General features: G+C 60.2%; 13 protein-coding genes. 5 read left to right on the forward strand and 8 right to left on the reverse strand.

The annotated features are described in order from the left end of the window. Positions 1-9: 9 nt before the first annotated feature. Positions 10-900 carry a LysR family transcriptional regulator gene (locus F475_RS10790; protein ID WP_018928534.1) on the reverse strand — a complete coding sequence of 297 codons (891 nt, stop codon included), beginning with the start codon at positions 898-900 and terminating at the stop codon, positions 10-12. 103 nt (positions 901-1003) lie between these two features. Here F475_RS10790 and F475_RS10795 point away from each other — a divergent pair, with 103 nt between their 5' ends. The 4 genes from F475_RS10795 (at position 1004) to F475_RS10810 (ending at position 4461) form a co-directional block, all read left to right on the forward strand. Then, on the forward strand, positions 1004-1336 hold the full coding sequence (locus F475_RS10795; protein WP_007939639.1) for a multidrug efflux SMR transporter: 333 nt from the start codon (positions 1004-1006) through the stop codon (positions 1334-1336). A gap of 139 nt (positions 1337-1475) precedes the next feature. After that, positions 1476-2651 carry an FAD-binding oxidoreductase gene (locus F475_RS10800; protein WP_111453895.1) on the forward strand — a complete coding sequence of 392 codons (1176 nt, stop codon included), beginning with the start codon at positions 1476-1478 and terminating at the stop codon, positions 2649-2651. Beyond that, complete coding sequence (locus tag F475_RS10805) at positions 2648-3460, forward strand: aldo/keto reductase (protein WP_086944090.1); 813 nt, start codon at positions 2648-2650, stop codon at positions 3458-3460. The genes F475_RS10800 and F475_RS10805 overlap by 4 nt, the downstream gene beginning before the upstream one ends. A gap of 32 nt (positions 3461-3492) precedes the next feature. Continuing rightward, entirely contained in the window at positions 3493-4461 is a 969-nt protein-coding gene (locus tag F475_RS10810; RefSeq protein ID WP_086944091.1) for a metal ABC transporter ATPase, read from the forward strand. Positions 4462-4559: 98 nt separating this feature from the next. On the opposite strand, the gene hldE is transcribed toward F475_RS10810, so the two are convergent. From hldE to msbA, 4 genes are all read right to left on the reverse strand, one after another. After that, positions 4560-5990, reverse strand: coding sequence for a bifunctional D-glycero-beta-D-manno-heptose-7-phosphate kinase/D-glycero-beta-D-manno-heptose 1-phosphate adenylyltransferase HldE (gene hldE / locus F475_RS10815; RefSeq protein ID WP_086944092.1), 1431 nt, complete (start codon positions 5988-5990; stop codon positions 4560-4562). A 102-nt stretch (positions 5991-6092) separates the two neighbouring features. Then, complete coding sequence (gene cysC, locus F475_RS10820) at positions 6093-6698, reverse strand: adenylyl-sulfate kinase (protein WP_111453896.1); 606 nt, start codon at positions 6696-6698, stop codon at positions 6093-6095. Further along, the gene (locus tag F475_RS10825; protein WP_018928543.1) at positions 6691-7395 is read right to left on the reverse strand and encodes a sulfotransferase family 2 domain-containing protein; all 705 of its coding nucleotides are present in this window, start codon (positions 7393-7395) and stop codon (positions 6691-6693) included. Before F475_RS10825 ends, cysC begins: the two co-directional genes overlap by 8 nt. Positions 7396-7580: 185 nt before the next feature. After that, positions 7581-9383, reverse strand: a complete 1803-nt coding sequence (gene msbA, locus F475_RS10830; RefSeq protein ID WP_019020918.1) for a lipid A export permease/ATP-binding protein MsbA — start codon at positions 9381-9383, stop codon at positions 7581-7583. A 156-nt stretch (positions 9384-9539) separates the two neighbouring features. On the opposite strand from msbA, the gene F475_RS10835 reads away from it, so the two are divergent. Beyond that, complete coding sequence (locus tag F475_RS10835) at positions 9540-11405, forward strand: O-antigen ligase family protein (protein WP_111453897.1); 1866 nt, start codon at positions 9540-9542, stop codon at positions 11403-11405. A gap of 136 nt (positions 11406-11541) precedes the next feature. Here F475_RS10835 and F475_RS10840 read toward each other — a convergent pair whose 3' ends face one another. Genes F475_RS10840 through F475_RS10850 form a run of 3 tightly spaced genes read right to left on the reverse strand, consistent with a single transcriptional unit; the run spans position 11542 to position 14458 of the window. Then, the gene (locus F475_RS10840) at positions 11542-12426 is read right to left on the reverse strand and encodes a glycosyltransferase (RefSeq protein WP_064615991.1); all 885 of its coding nucleotides are present in this window, start codon (positions 12424-12426) and stop codon (positions 11542-11544) included. Next, complete coding sequence (locus F475_RS10845) at positions 12423-13577, reverse strand: glycosyltransferase family 4 protein (RefSeq protein WP_064615990.1); 1155 nt, start codon at positions 13575-13577, stop codon at positions 12423-12425. The genes F475_RS10840 and F475_RS10845 overlap by 4 nt, the downstream gene beginning before the upstream one ends. Next, on the reverse strand, positions 13574-14458 hold the full coding sequence (locus tag F475_RS10850) for a DUF6625 family protein (RefSeq protein WP_064615989.1): 885 nt from the start codon (positions 14456-14458) through the stop codon (positions 13574-13576). Before F475_RS10850 ends, F475_RS10845 begins: the two co-directional genes overlap by 4 nt. Positions 14459-14488: the final 30 nt, after the last annotated feature.

Genomic DNA, 14488 nt, shown 5'->3' on the forward strand with positions numbered 1-14488 from the left:
ATCGGTTTTTTAGCCAATCGCCTGCAAGTGCACGGCAAAACGTTCCGCCAGCCAACGGGCTGCCGGGCCGAGGGGCTCGTCGCGGCGCCAGACCAGCTCCACAATCAATGCCGGCGGCGTCCATTCGCTGGTCAGTTCGACCATCAGATTCTGATACGCCGGGTACTGCACCACGTGGCGCGGCAACCAGGCCCAGCCGAGGCCGCGCATCACCCATTCGGCCATCACATAAAAACTGTCGGCCCGCCAGACCTGCGGGCTGGCCGGCTCACTGCCGGGATAGACGCTGGACTGCGTGGACATCAGCAGCTGTCGATGCTGCGCCAGTTGCTGGCAATTGACCTGCGTCTGCTGCGCCAATGGATGCCCCACGCCGCACACCGTGACCATTTCAACGCTGCCCAGCACTCGGCGCTCAAGGGCTTCGGGAATCTGCTCGTGATAAAACAGCAAGCCCAGGTCGGCCCGACGCTCCACCAGTTTGCGCGCGACATCACCCTGGGCAGCGCTGGTCAGTTGCACTTCGAGGCTGGGAAATTGTTCGGCCAGGGCTTCGAAGCTTTCAACCACTGCCTGATAAGGCATTGCCTCGTCCTGAGCCACCCGCAAACTCGCTTCCTGACCGCGCATCATCGCCAGTGCCCGGCCATTGAGGCGCTCACATTGGCGCAGCACTTCCCGCGCCTCTTCAAGCAGCGCGGTGCCGGCTTCGGTGAGTTTCGGCTGGCGACCACTGCTGCGATCGAACAGGCTGACGCCCAGGTCTTCTTCCAGCAGCGCAATCGAACTGCTGACCGCCGACTGCGCCTTGCGCTGATCCCGCGCCACCGCGGAAAAGGAACGTTGTTCCGCGACACTGACAAACAAGTGCAGCTGTTCCAGACTCCATTGCATATTCATGGCTCAACCCATCTCCAGAACAGATAGGTAATGACTTTACCGCATCTGGCGGATCTCTAGAATGCCGACCTCAGAAAGCAACACTTCATACGAGGATTGACCCATGACCGCTTACTACTACCTCGCCATTGCCATCTGCGCCGAAGTGATCGCCACCGTTTCGATGAAAGCGGTCAAGGGTATCAGCACGCCACTGCCGCTGCTGCTGGTCATCGTCGGTTACGGCATTGCTTTCGGGATGCTGACCCTGGTGGTGCGCAGCGTTCCGGTCGGCGTGGCCTACGCGGTGTGGGCCGGCATGGGCATCGTGATGGTCAGCGTCGCGGCGCTGTTTATCTACGGGCAGAAACTGGATGTGCCGGCAATGCTGGGGATGGCGTTGATTGTGCTGGGCGTCGTGGTTATTCAGCTGTTCTCGAAAACCGCGGGGCATTAACTGCCGACATCAACCTCCCTGTGGCGAGGGAGCTTGCTCCCTCGCCACAGGTTTTGCATCCGCTCTATTGATCACCAACAAATCTCCTGCGCATCGAGTCTGTATACTGCGCCCTCGTCTTGAACACTGAGGTCGCTGCATGCCATCCGTTATTTCCACCGACGTTCTGATTGTCGGCGCTGGTGTCGCCGGCCTCTGGCTGAATGCACGCCTGCGCCGCCAGGGTTTTTCGACCGTGCTGGTGGAAAGCGCCAGTCTCGGTGGCGGGCAGAGCCTGAAGTCTCAGGGCATCATCCACGGCGGTGCCAAATACGCGTTGCACGGCGCCCTGACCGGAGCCTCGGAAGCCATTGCCGACATGCCGCGTCGCTGGCGTGAGGCGCTGGCCGGCGACGGTGAACTGGACCTGTCCGGCGTGCGCGTATTGTCCGATGCCCATTACCTCTGGTCCCCCGGCACCCTCGCTGGCAACCTCACCAGCTTTTTCGCCAGCAAAGCCGTGCGCGGGCGGGTCGATCAAGTCAAAGGTGATCAATTGCCGCCAGCGCTGCAAGACAAGCGCTTCAAGGGCAAGGTCTATCGCCTGACGGAACTGGTGGTCGACGTGCCAAGCCTGATCCAGCGCCTGGCCGACCTGGCTGGCGACGGCCTGCTGGCCGGTCAGCACATCGAACCGCTGCTGGAGAATGGTGAACTGGTCGGTTTGAAAGTCGACGAACGCGAAATCCGCGCCCAGCGCATCGTTCTCAGTGCCGGTGCCGGCACCGCTGACCTGCTGACCGCGCTGGGCCTGAACCAACCGGCCATGCAGCGCCGCCCCCTGCACATGATCATCGTCAAAGGCCCGAGCCTCAAACCGCTGTACGCCCACTGTCTGGGCGGCGGGCCGAAGCCACGCGTCACCGTGACCACTCACCCGGCCGCCGATGGCCAGTGGGTCTGGTACGTGGGCGGCGACATCGCCGAAGCCGAAGGCGTGGCCCGCGAGCCAGCCGCGCAAATTGCCGCCGCCCAGAAAGAACTTGGCCAACTTCTGCCGTGGATCGACCTGAGCACCGCACAGTGGGCGACCTTGCGGGTCGAACGCGCCGAGCCGCTGCAATCGGGCTTGACCCGCCCGGACAACGCCTTCCTCGCCGAGCAGAATCGTCTGCTGGTGGGCTGGCCGACCAAACTGGCCCTGGCACCGGACTTCGCCGACCGCGTCTTCGCCACACTGCAACGCGACGGTATTCAGCCGAGCCATCCGGCCCCGCTGCCGGAACTGCCGAAACCGCCGATAGGCACCCCTGCCTGGGAGCAACTGCTGCCATGAGCCAACCGACCCTGCATGACCTGCATCGTCCGCTGGGCAGCACCGGCCTGCTGGTATCGCCCCTGGGCCTGGGCACAGTGAAACTTGGCCGCGATCAAGGGGTGAAATACCCCAACGGCTTTCAGATCCCCGGCGACGACGAAGCCCGCATGCTGCTCAAACTCGCGCGCGACCTGGGCATCAACCTGATCGACACCGCCCCGGCCTATGGCCGCAGCGAAGAGCGTCTCGGCCCGTTGCTGCGTGGTCAGCGTCAGGACTGGGTAATCGTCAGCAAGGTCGGTGAAGAGTTCGCCGACGGTCAGTCCCGCCATGATTTCAGCGCCGCGCATACCCGGCTCTCAGTGGAGCGCAGCCTGCAACGCCTGGAAACGGACTTTATCGATCTGGTGCTGGTGCATTCCGACGGCAACGACCTGGCGATCCTCAACGACAGTGAGGTCTATGCGACCCTTGCCGAGCTCAAGCGCGAAGGCAAGATTCGCGGTTTCGGTTTTTCCGGTAAAACCGTCGAAGGCGGCTTGAAGGCTCTGGAACAAGGTGATTGCGCAATGGTCACCTACAATCTGAACGAACAGAACGAGAAGCCAGTCATTGACTATGCTGCTGCTCACGGCAAAGCGATCCTGGTCAAAAAGGCCCTGGCCAGCGGCCATGTGTGCCTGAGCCCGGGCGTTGATCCGGTGCGTGCCAGCTTCGAATTGTTGTTTGAACACCCGGGGGTGGCCAGTGCTATTGTCGGGACCATCAATCCGCTGCACCTCGCCCATAACGTCGCGACCGTTGCCCAGGTCCTTCGTAGCCATTGATGCCGCCCACGCGGCCTTAAGCAGGAGCCGACATGCCGCGTACGCTGATCAGAAAGAACCCGAGCAACTTCAAGACCCTGCCGCTGTTCGTCGAAGCCACACCCGAAGGTTTGAGTTATCAGAGCGTCGGGATGCCGTTGAATTTTTCCCAGACCCTGCAACGCCGCCGTCCGGTGACGGTGGCCGACAGCGAGCGGTTTGCCCTGGAGCTGGCGAACCTTGGGGTCTCGGTGCGCCTGACCCTGCATTGGCAGAATCGCGATTACTGGGTGTTGGTGCGTCAGCGTCGGCAGGATCGCGGCGACGTGGTGCTCAAGCTGATCTCCGGCTACGTGCCGGCCCATGAGCTGAACCTGCCGCTGCACACGGCGACCCAGGAAATTGCCGAAGAGTGCCTGCTGGAAACCCCGGAGGGCTGGCTCAGCGGGCGCTTCAACGAAACCTGGCTGCCAGCGCCCTACTCGGCAGCCCTGCATTACCGCGAAGCCCTGCCGTTTCGCCTGACACCACTCTCCGGCTCGGCGCGGCCGGTGCGCTGCGCGAACATGCCGCTGATCGAACGTCCCCGGGCCTACGTGCACTTGCCGACAGCCTCGCTGCAATTGATCTACGATTTGCGCCTGGACGTGCCCAAGGAAGCCAAATCCCTGAGCCTGTTCCATGTCGACGAGCGGCTGGAGGGCGATCAACTGGTGGCCCGGCTCGATCGCAAACGTCCCGATTTGTACCTGATGCCACTGCAGGACGGTCAGCCGATGGCCGAGCTCTATACCCTGAAAAAGGATCACCTGTACCCGGCAAGTACCCGCGGGTTGTATCTGGCGGAGAGTTTTGCCCGGCAGGAAGGCTGGCTGGTGAGGGATGAGCGGATTCGCTGGAAGGATTGGGTGCGGCAGCAGGGTTTGACCCCACCGGGGAAGGATTCGGGCCTGGCCCGGTTACGCGGGAAGGCGAAGCAACTGCTGAAAAGAATCGTGCCGCGCAAGAAAGTCAGCTCCTGAAGCATCACAAAAGCAAAAGATCGCAGCCTTCGGCGGCCCCTACAGGGTCATGTGTATACCTGTAGGGGCCACCGATGGCTGCGATCTTTTTTATGGCTTTACTCCGGCTCTGATTGGCGAATCTTCTCGACAATCGCCGTGGTCGAGCTGTTTTCCACCAGCCCCAGCACTTTCACGGTCCCGCCGTAAGCGCTGACGATGTCCGCGCCAACCACTTGGTCGATCCCGTAATCACCGCCCTTGACCAGTACATCCGGCTTGACCGCACGCAGCAGGTTTTCCGGGGTGCCTTCAGAGAAGCTGATCACCCAATCCACGGCGCCCAAACCTGCCAGTACCGCCATGCGACGGTCGACGCTGTTGATCGGCCGACCCGGCCCTTTCAAGCGACTCACCGACGCATCGTCATTGACCGCCACGATAAGGCGATCACCTTGGGCGCGCGCCTGTTCGAGGTAAGTCACGTGGCCGGCATGCAGGATGTCGAAGCAACCGTTGGTGAACACGATCTTCTCTTTGTGCGCTCGCGCGTCATCGACCGCCAGCAGCAACTGCTCGAGGCCCAGCACACCGCGCTCGGAGCCTTCCTCGCGCTGAATCGCACGACGCAGTTCCGGTGCGCTGATGGCCGCGGTACCGAGCTTGCCGACCACGATGCCCGCCGCCAGGTTGGCCAGGGCCACCGCATGGGGCAGCTCTTCGCCAGCGGCGATCGCCGCCGCCAGGGTAGAAATCACCGTGTCGCCGGCGCCGGTCACGTCGAACACTTCACGGGCACGGGCCGGCAGGTGCAGCGCCGGATGATCCGGGCGCAGCAAGGTCATGCCGTGCTCGCCACGGGTTACCAGCAATGCACCGAGGTCGAGGTCGTGCATCAGCTGCGCGCCCTTGCTCACCAGTTCGTGCTCATCGGCGCAACCGCCGACGATGGTTTCGAACTCGCTGAGGTTCGGGGTGATCAGGCTCGCGCCACGGTAGATCGAGAAATCCTTGCCCTTGGGATCGGCCAGCACCGGAATGCCACGGGCACGGGCGGCCTGGATCAGCACCTGATGGTTTTTCAGCGCGCCTTTGCCATAGTCGGACAGCACCAACACCTTGATGCCTTCGAGCAATTCGTCGACTTGCTCGCCCAGCGCCAGGGCGTCAGTTGCGAAAGGCTCTTCGAAGTCGATACGCAGCAATTGCTGGTGACGGCTCATGACCCGCAGCTTGACGATGGTCGGCTGGTGCGCAATGCGCTGGAACAATGCCCGCACGCCGGCACCCTTGAGGCTATTGACCAGGCTGTCGGCGGCTTCGTCGTCGCCGGTCACACCGACCAGCGAGGCCGGCGCACCGAGCGCGGCAATGTTCAAGGCAACGTTGGCGGCACCGCCCGGGCGGTCCTCGATGTGCTCGACCTTGACGACCGGTACCGGCGCCTCAGGGGAGATCCGTGAGGTACCACCATGCCAGTAACGGTCGAGCATGACATCGCCGACCACCAAGACAGGGGCTTGATTGAATCGCGGCATGGACAACTTCATGGAGCAACCCACATACAAAATGAACAGGGGCGCGATATTAACACAGGGTTGGCGCTGGCTTGCGGGGCGGCTGCAACCGGATGAATCGGCAGGGAATTCTGTTCATTTATTGAGCAGAAATTGCGATAAACGATGGCAAGCGTCCTCATGTTGCAGCACCTGGGTGTCGATCTCGCACTCCGCCGTCAGCGGTGCCTCATAAGGGCTGTCGATGCCAGTGAAGTTCTTGATCCGCCCTTGGCGGGCCGCTTGATACAAACCTTTGGGGTCCCGTTGCGCGCACACCGCGAAGGGCGTGCTCACATATACCTCGATGAAATCGCCCTCAGCGAACAACCGACGAGCGGCATCACGCTCTGCGCGAAACGGCGAGATCGCCGCAACAATCACAATCAAACCGGCGTCGACCATCAGCCGTGCCACCTCGGCCATGCGCCGGATGTTTTCCCGGCGACACTCAGCACTCATTCCCAAGTCACGACACAGGCCATTGCGCAGGTTGTCGCCATCGAGCAGGAACGTGTGCAGCCCGTGCCGATTGAGTTGCAACTCCAGTGCATTGGCCAGGGTCGACTTGCCCGCGCCTGACAGGCCCGTCAACCACAGGCAACGCGGGTGCTGGAATTTGATTGCGGCGCGGTCGCGGTTCGACAGTGACAGATCGTAAGGCCTGATCTCTGGAACAGGTATCGACAGGGTCTCATTCATAACCGAGCATTTCGTAATCGCGCTGGTACACCCGTCGCACCAGCCGACGGGTACGCACCGAGCAGAAATCGCGGGCAAGCATCGGACGCCGCTGTTGCGAGCCGTTGACGTGAGGCAACACCGCCCAGTGACCTACCTGTTCGCAGACCAGGCGAAAATCCCGCTCCAGATGCTCCTGGTAGCCAATGAAGTCCAGGGCCAGATGCCCCAGGGAGTCGGTCAGAAAATCCGTTTGCGCGGCAAAATGCATTTGTCGGCTGATTGTCTCCGAATGCAGCCAGCGAGCGACGAAATCATCGAAGTCGCGGTAGTGGCAGACCAGCCTCTGCGCCGCCTGGTCGCGCCGCCCCAACTCGTTGCCGCGCAAAAAAGCATAAGCCGAATAGGCCCTTTCCAGCGGATCACGAACGAAGGCGAACTTGAAACTGGCGGCGAACTGCTCGGGAAATTGCTGCTCGTACCAGTACAACGGCAAGTGCCCGGGGCTCCACCCATCGAACATCGCCGCACATACGCTGCTCCCGGCACACTTGGGAACATGAATGAATAGACAGGAACGCTGCTCGAAGGCCCGTGGGAAACTCAGGCTGGCCGACATCGACTTGTTGATCACCTGACGGTCCACGACCGACAGGCGTCCCAGCAGGAAAGCCCGCTGCGGCTTGGGCAAGAGCTTCCAGAGATAACGTTGCAGCATGGCAGTACCCGCGCGAAAGGGTTGCCCCCCTCGATTGAAGTCAAAGTTCGTTCAGGAACCTTAACAAGCGCGTTGCCGAGATTTATTCCGGTTTGGTCAAGAAGCGTAAAGGTCTGGATACAATCCACCGGACGCGTTGCACGCCGGTGAACGCAAGGGTGAGCAGGGCTCACCCTTGCATCGAATCAGGCGATGTCTTCAGCCGGGGCGTCGAGGCCCATGGCGTTCAGGCGGGCGTAGTAGCCATTCTGCGCCAGAAGCTCGGCATGGGTGCCGCGCTCGACGATCCGGCCCTGATCCATGACCAGAATCAGGTCAGCCTTCTCGATGGTCGACAACCGGTGAGCGATGACCAGCGTCGTTCGACCTTTCATGACCTGATCCAGCGCAGCCTGAATATGCCGCTCGGATTCGGTATCGAGGGCCGAAGTGGCTTCGTCGAGAATCAGCAACGGTGCATTCTTCAGCAAGGCCCGGGCAATTGCCAGACGCTGACGTTGACCGCCGGACAGCAACACGCCGTTCTCGCCGACCTGGGTGTCCAGGCCTTCGGGCAACTGCGCAATGAAGTCCATCGCGTAGGCGTCTCTTGCCGCCTTCTCGATGTCTTCGCGGGGAGCCCCAGCCAGATCGCCATACGCAATGTTGTTGGCCACGGTATCGCTGAACAGCGTCACATGCTGGGTCACCTGGGCGATGTGCCTGCGCAGGTTCAGCAGCTTGTACTGTTCCACTTCAACGCCATCGATCAGGATCTCGCCCTTGTCGTGGTGATAGAAGCGCGGAATCAGGTTGGCCAATGTCGACTTGCCGCTGCCCGAACGCCCCACCAATGCCACCATTTGCCCCGGCTCGACCGAGAAACTGATGTCATCGAGTACCTGGCGATCGGTGCCCGGGTAAGTGAAGCTCAAGTGACGCACATCCAGACGACCGCTGACGGCATCGCGCTCGATGGTGCCGTTATCGACTTCGGGTTCGACGTCCAGTTGCTCGAAGATACTCTCGGCGCCGGCCACACCTTTCTGGATGGTCGAGCTGACTTCAGACAATTGGCGGATCGGCTTCGGCAGCAGGCCTGCCAGAGTGATGTAGGCCACCATGTCACCGGCGGACGCATCTCCGCGCAGGAACAACACCAGGAACATCAGCACCGCCATGGCGGTGTAGATCACCAGCTGCAACAGCGGCGTATAGATGGCGCCGGTGCGAGTCATGCGCAATTGCTTGTCGGTGTTGCCCTGGCTGGCATTGAAGAAACGCCTTTCTTCATAGACTTCGCCGCCGAAGCTGCGCACCACGCGATAGCCCTGGATCGTTTCCGAGGCCACGTGGGTCACGTCCCCCATGGCAGCCTGGATCTTCTTGCTCTGTTTACGGAATTTCTTGCTGGCGGTGCGCACCATCAAGGCGATCAACGGCAGGATCGCAACCATGACCAGCGTCAGGCGCCAGTTCATGAACAGCAGCGAGGCGAACAGGAACGCCACCGTCATGCCTTCACGGATTACGACCTTGATCGCATCTGTAGCCGCCCCCGTGACCATGGTTACGTTGAAGGTGATGCGCGAAATCAGATGACCCGAGTTATGCTTGTCGAAATAACGGTTGGGCAAGACCAGCAGATTGTTGAACAACTGCACACGCAAGTCGTGGACAAGTCCGAGGGAAACCTTGGCCAGAAAGTAGTTGCCCAGATAAGATCCGAGCCCCTGCCACGCTGCAATCAGGATGATCAGCAAAGGCACGGCCTGCAGCAGTTGCAGATCACGCAGGTACGGTACGGTTGGAAACAGCGCCGCTTCGGGATTGGACAGGCCGTCGACGAAATACTTGAGGATGTACCCGAGCATTGGCTGAGTCGAAGCGAAAATCAGAAAACCGACAATGCTGATCAGGAACAGGCTGATGTACGGCCGGACATAGCTGAGCAGGCGGAAGTAAATTTTCAAGCTCGATGGGCTTGCGGAGAGACTGGAGTCGGTCATATCACGCGAATGTCGATAAAAAGGACGCTGACTTTAGCACAGCTTCTTCAGGGTTCTGGCAATCGCATAAAGGCTGTTATTGTTAAGCGTCAGAATTCAACATCAAATAGCCATCACCCCAAATGGCCGATCAACTTCAGGATTGAATCTCTCAGCATGCAACTCAGTGGCTTCAACAACACATCCAATCGAGTCTTCGATTTCATTTGCCTCTGGATTCTTCCACTCGGCTACTTCCTGCTGCTGTGCGCGATGTTCTTTCTGCCTGGTCGCAGCCTGCATCACAAGATGTTTTATGGCCTGTTCAGCATCCCATCGTTTATTGTCCTGTGCCTGCGCCCCCGCGAACTCAAAGAGTTGCTGCGCGAACCGATCTTCGTCGCGGTGCTGTTGTTCGCCGCCTGGGCCTTGCTCAGCCTGAGCTGGGGGCCGCCGATGGATCAAAGCGTCACCGGTCAGTTCAAACCCGCTTTGCACACCCTGCTGTTGTTCGCTGGCTGCTACCTGCTGGTGCGCTACCGAAGCGAGATCATCCAGCCCCTGCTGTTCAGTGCCGCAATGGTCGGGCTGATCGCGTCGGCCTACAACCTGTTCATGTTTACCCGCCACTACGAGCCGGGCATGCGCCTGATCGGGAGCGGCGCATTCGACAACCCACTGCTCAGCTCCCACGTATTCGGCTTTTTTTGTACCTACTGGCTGAGCGTGAGCATGACCTATAAGCGTCGCCAGATGCTCTGGCTGAGCATCCCGGCGATGGCGATCATGTTCGCCACGGTGATCGCCACCGGCTCCAGAACCCCGCTGGTTGCTTTGACACTGGCTGCGTTATGGCTGAGTTTCATCAGCTGGAACCGTCGTTCTTTCATATTGCTGGGTACCCTGTTGATCGGTGGCGCAGCGGTTGCCGTACTGTTTTCGCAGATGATCGTCGAGCGCGGCGACTCCTATCGCTTTGAAATCTGGCAGCTGGCCCTGCAAAAAATTGCCGAGCACCCGTGGATCGGTCATGGCTACAACGCCACCCTGACTCTCGACCCCGGTATCGGCTACACCTTGCAGGAGCCTCATAGCTTCGCCTTGGGGGTGCTCTATTACGTTGGTATTTTCGGCTTGCTGCCGTGGCTGTTCTTCCAGGTCCGGTGCTTGCTGAATAGCTGGCGGTATCGCCTGCAGCCGTTGTTCATCATCGCCTCGACCTGGCTGGTATTCGGCATTGGCGCCGGCCTGACCGAAGGCGGCGGTATCATTTCCCGGCCCAAGGAGCACTGGTTTTTGCTGTGGATTCCGCTGGCGCTGATCGCCGCATTAAGCATCAACCAACGGGCCAGACGCCTATTGGCAATGCCGATCAGGACCTTGACGCCGGCCGCCCTGCAACAGTTGACCGCCAGTGCCCAGGTGATCGAGGAAGACGGGCTGGGGCCAAAAGTCCTGCGCCTGGTCGATGGCAGCTTCCTCAAGTTGTTCCGCCGCCGTCGCTGGTACACCTCGGGTAGCTTCAACCCCTATTCCGAACGGTTTGCCGCCAACAGCGAGCAATTGCGCAACCTGGGTATCCCGACCCCGCAAATTCTGGACCTGTATCGACTCAAGGACGGTAGCAGTGCCGTACACTATTCGCCGCTGCCGGGCAGCACTTTGCGTCAGGTTCTTCAAGGCATCACCGCGCCCGCGGTGCGTCAGGCGCTGGTTGAGCGTTTCGGCAAGTTCATGGCACAACTGCATGAACAAGGTGTCTATTTCCGGTCACTGCACCTGGGCAATGTACTGGTACTGGATGACGGTGAGTTCGGCCTGATCGATCTGGCGGACATGCGCATCTATCCGTCATCGCTGAGCCTGTCCCTGCGCAAGCGCAATCTGCGCCATATGCAGCGTTACGCCGTGGATCGACGCTGGCTGTTCGAAGACCACTTTGGCGCGCTACTTCAGGGCTACGCCGTGATGGCGTCGAAATCTGCAGTGGATAACCTACACAGGCAAGTACTGACCGGGAGTCATCCCGCCCGGGCTCATTAATAGTCGAAAGCAACCCGTTCATTGCGCTGGCGGCCTACCTGCTGGCCATCGTTACCGCCGCCCTGCTCCCGACACCTCAGGCATGCCGGTGAGGGCCGCTATACCGGCATCGATGGCTGCGCGTCTCAGGGTGGGCTCAGTCTTTTTCCAGCGGTGAGAAATACAGCCGCCCCAGGCCGCGCCAGGTCTTCTTGTTCCAGGCCTTGAACGGTATCTGCGCCAGCAGTTCGCGCGCCAGCTTGCGGTCGCGATTGGAGGTTTTCAGGAACATTGAGCTGAGGAATTTGTAGCGCACCTCGTCGTACAACGGATGATCGCTGAACAGCGCGTAGGAACGCAGGATGTTGTCGATCATGAAGCGGTTATTCTTGTAGGAGTTGGTGGCGTGCTTGCGATAGCGCGCCATCAGCACATTCAGGCCATCGATGAAGTAGCCGGCGCGGGTCACCTTCAACTCGATCAGCAAGTCCTCCAGGCGAATGTTCGGATCGAAGCCGCCTACCTTGTCCAGCGCTTCACGGCGGATCATCAGGGTCGGCGCCGGCGGATAAGGCTTGCGCTCCAGGAACATGTCATCGAAATCCAGACGACGGAACGGCACATCGCGACGCTGACGATTCTCCGGATAGAGATTGCCGTCGGCGTCGATCAGTTCGATGTTGCCGGCGCAGATCCCGACCTCGGGCTTGCCATCCATATACGCCACCTGGGTGGCGATGCGCTCCGGCAACATGATGTCATCGGACCCGAACGGCACGATCAAACTGCCCTTTGAGCGCGCAATGGCGCCGTTGAGGGTGTTGGTCAGCCCCTGGTTCTGCTGGACCCGGAAATCGAAATCGTGCTGCGCCTGCAAGGCATTGATGCGCTCGACGCTGTCATCGCTGGAGCCGTCATCGATGACCAGCAACTCGATATTCTTGTAGGTCTGGGTGAGGACGCTGAGGATGCTTTCCTCGATATAGCGACCGTGGTTGTACGACGCGATGATGACCGTGACGAGAGGTTGCACGTCGTTCATGGTTGCTCCCTGCGGGCTTGACTCAAGCCGGAGTCGATCAGGTTCAGGTACTCCTGGCGGAATACCTCGATGTCGTGTTGCTCCTGGAGATAGCGGTAGGCCTGTTCACCCTTGGCCTTGAGCTCGTCATCCGACAGCCCCAGGTAGTTCTCCAGCGCTGCGACCAGCGTCGGCACGTCCGCCGGGGTAATTGCCAGACCGCCCGCGCCCTGAATCAGCGGCAACATGGCCGGTACGTTCGAGGCGATTACCGGCAGGTGCCCGCTCATGCCCTCGAGCAATGCCAGCCCCAGGCCTTCAGCCAAGGACGGCATGGTCCAGATGTCGAACGCCCGAACATACTGCAAGGCGTTTTCCTTGAAACCCAGCAAATGCGCACGACCGGTCAGCCCAAGGCGCTCGATCTCGGCGGCCAGGCGCGACTCTTCACGCCCCGCACCAATGATTGCCAGTTGGGTGTTCGGGTATTTGTCCTTGAGGGTGGCAAAGGCCTGCAGCAGGTAGGTGTGGCCCTTGACCGGCACCAGCCGGCCCAATGCACCGATCAAGCGCACCGACGGTTCGATGCCCAATAACTCGCGAGCACGCTCGCGGCTGTGCTGCAAACCTTCAGCCTGCTCGATGTCGATGGCGTTGGTGATCGCGTAGGTATTCTGGTCGGTAAAGCCGCAGTCGCAATCGAGCAGGTACTGTTTGACCGCTGGCGACACGCCGACAAAGCGCCAATGGCGATCGATCAGGCGTTGGGTCTGGCGGCGCCGGTAAAACCGGTCGTACTCGCCAAAACCGTGGGAGATGCCGATGCACAGCGGTACTTTCAACCAACGGTTGAGCGCCAGCATCATGTTTACCGGTTTGAAGCGATTGCAAATCACCACGTCGAATTTTTCTGCGCGGCAAAACTTGTACAACTGCCACATGGCGCGCAGGCGCATGCCCTTGAGGGACTTGTCGGAAAACTCGAAATACACCGAACGGTCGGCGCGACTTACGGCCTCGCCAGGCCCGGGCTTGCCACGCAGGAACGCCGCGGTCACTTCATAGCGATCGCTCGGCAGGGCCTTGACGATCTGCTCCGCGAGGTCGGCAAAATCATGGGCTTTGACGTTGTAGTCAGGCTGCAACTGCAGAACCTTTGACCGTTGACTCATAACTCTCCCCGGTGAAAACCAGTCGCATCGATGACCCATGCCGGCTCGGCGGCGAGGCGCCTGATCTCGGCTGGATCGGGTGGGGGCAACCGTGACCATTCGTTGCGTTTCCAGCAGACGAAGTGGAAATACGGATACCGGCGGTCGCCATCGCGATCGTTACTCAAACAGCCATTGCGCCAATACCAGTGCTGCGGAAAATCATCCGTGCCGTCGTGCCACTTGATGCAACCGCCCGGCGTACTGAACGCCTCGATGAATTCGCTGCGGCGGCGCCACGAATTGAGCTTGCCCAACAGAGAGAACAGTGGCTCGGGAAAATTCTTGCGCCAGAGGAAGATCCGACTGAATGCGCCTTCATCCAGCGCGTGATGCGCCTGATCGGTAAAGCGTGTTTGCCAGTCCTTGATCTGCATGAACAACTCACGTTTGCGGGCAGTGTTGCGCATCAGACAGAGATGGCCTGCCACCCGCCGCTCGTGGGTAGAGAACAGGTCATAACTGGCCAACCGATCAGCGGTGAAATAACTTCGCAGGTCACCAAATACCAGATCAATATCGCCGAACGCCCAGAAATCATAGCCTTGCAGGCGGTCGACATGAATATGCCCCAGGGCAGGCTTGATGTCGCAGAGCTTATAAGGCGCGTCCGGCACAAAGTCGATATTCAGCCGCTGTGATACCAGCGCGCAATACTCGCTGAAACTCATGGCTTCAACAGTCACGTTGGGCGGCAGGTTCTCAGGAGTACCGCAATCACTGAACAGCAACCAGTCGATATCAGCGTTGCGTCGGCAACTCTCGAGGAAAAACGGCATCCAGAACGGCCAATGACCGAAATACGGAATCAGGAACAGGATGCGCGGGCATGGATTGATCACAGAAATACTCACTGCTGCGTGGATACGCCG

Origin of the sequence: Pseudomonas sp. URMO17WK12:I6 (assembly GCF_003253625.1) — a bacterium.
GTDB lineage: Bacteria > Pseudomonadota > Gammaproteobacteria > Pseudomonadales > Pseudomonadaceae > Aquipseudomonas.

What these genes read in the sequence shown, in the direction of transcription:
- F475_RS10790 (WP_018928534.1), bottom strand. Translation starts at nt 900, where the DNA reads ATGAATATGCAATGGAGTCTGGAACAGCTGCACTTGTTTGTCAGTGTC.
- F475_RS10795 (WP_007939639.1), top strand. Translation starts at nt 1,004, where the DNA reads ATGACCGCTTACTACTACCTCGCCATTGCCATCTGCGCCGAAGTGATC.
- F475_RS10800 (WP_111453895.1), top strand. Translation starts at nt 1,476, where the DNA reads ATGCCATCCGTTATTTCCACCGACGTTCTGATTGTCGGCGCTGGTGTC.
- F475_RS10805 (WP_086944090.1), top strand. Translation starts at nt 2,648, where the DNA reads ATGAGCCAACCGACCCTGCATGACCTGCATCGTCCGCTGGGCAGCACC.
- F475_RS10810 (WP_086944091.1), top strand. Translation starts at nt 3,493, where the DNA reads ATGCCGCGTACGCTGATCAGAAAGAACCCGAGCAACTTCAAGACCCTG.
- hldE (WP_086944092.1), bottom strand. Translation starts at nt 5,990, where the DNA reads ATGAAGTTGTCCATGCCGCGATTCAATCAAGCCCCTGTCTTGGTGGTC.
- cysC (WP_111453896.1), bottom strand. Translation starts at nt 6,698, where the DNA reads ATGAATGAGACCCTGTCGATACCTGTTCCAGAGATCAGGCCTTACGAT.
- F475_RS10825 (WP_018928543.1), bottom strand. Translation starts at nt 7,395, where the DNA reads ATGCTGCAACGTTATCTCTGGAAGCTCTTGCCCAAGCCGCAGCGGGCT.
- msbA (WP_019020918.1), bottom strand. Translation starts at nt 9,383, where the DNA reads ATGACCGACTCCAGTCTCTCCGCAAGCCCATCGAGCTTGAAAATTTAC.
- F475_RS10835 (WP_111453897.1), top strand. Translation starts at nt 9,540, where the DNA reads ATGCAACTCAGTGGCTTCAACAACACATCCAATCGAGTCTTCGATTTC.
- F475_RS10840 (WP_064615991.1), bottom strand. Translation starts at nt 12,426, where the DNA reads ATGAACGACGTGCAACCTCTCGTCACGGTCATCATCGCGTCGTACAAC.
- F475_RS10845 (WP_064615990.1), bottom strand. Translation starts at nt 13,577, where the DNA reads ATGAGTCAACGGTCAAAGGTTCTGCAGTTGCAGCCTGACTACAACGTC.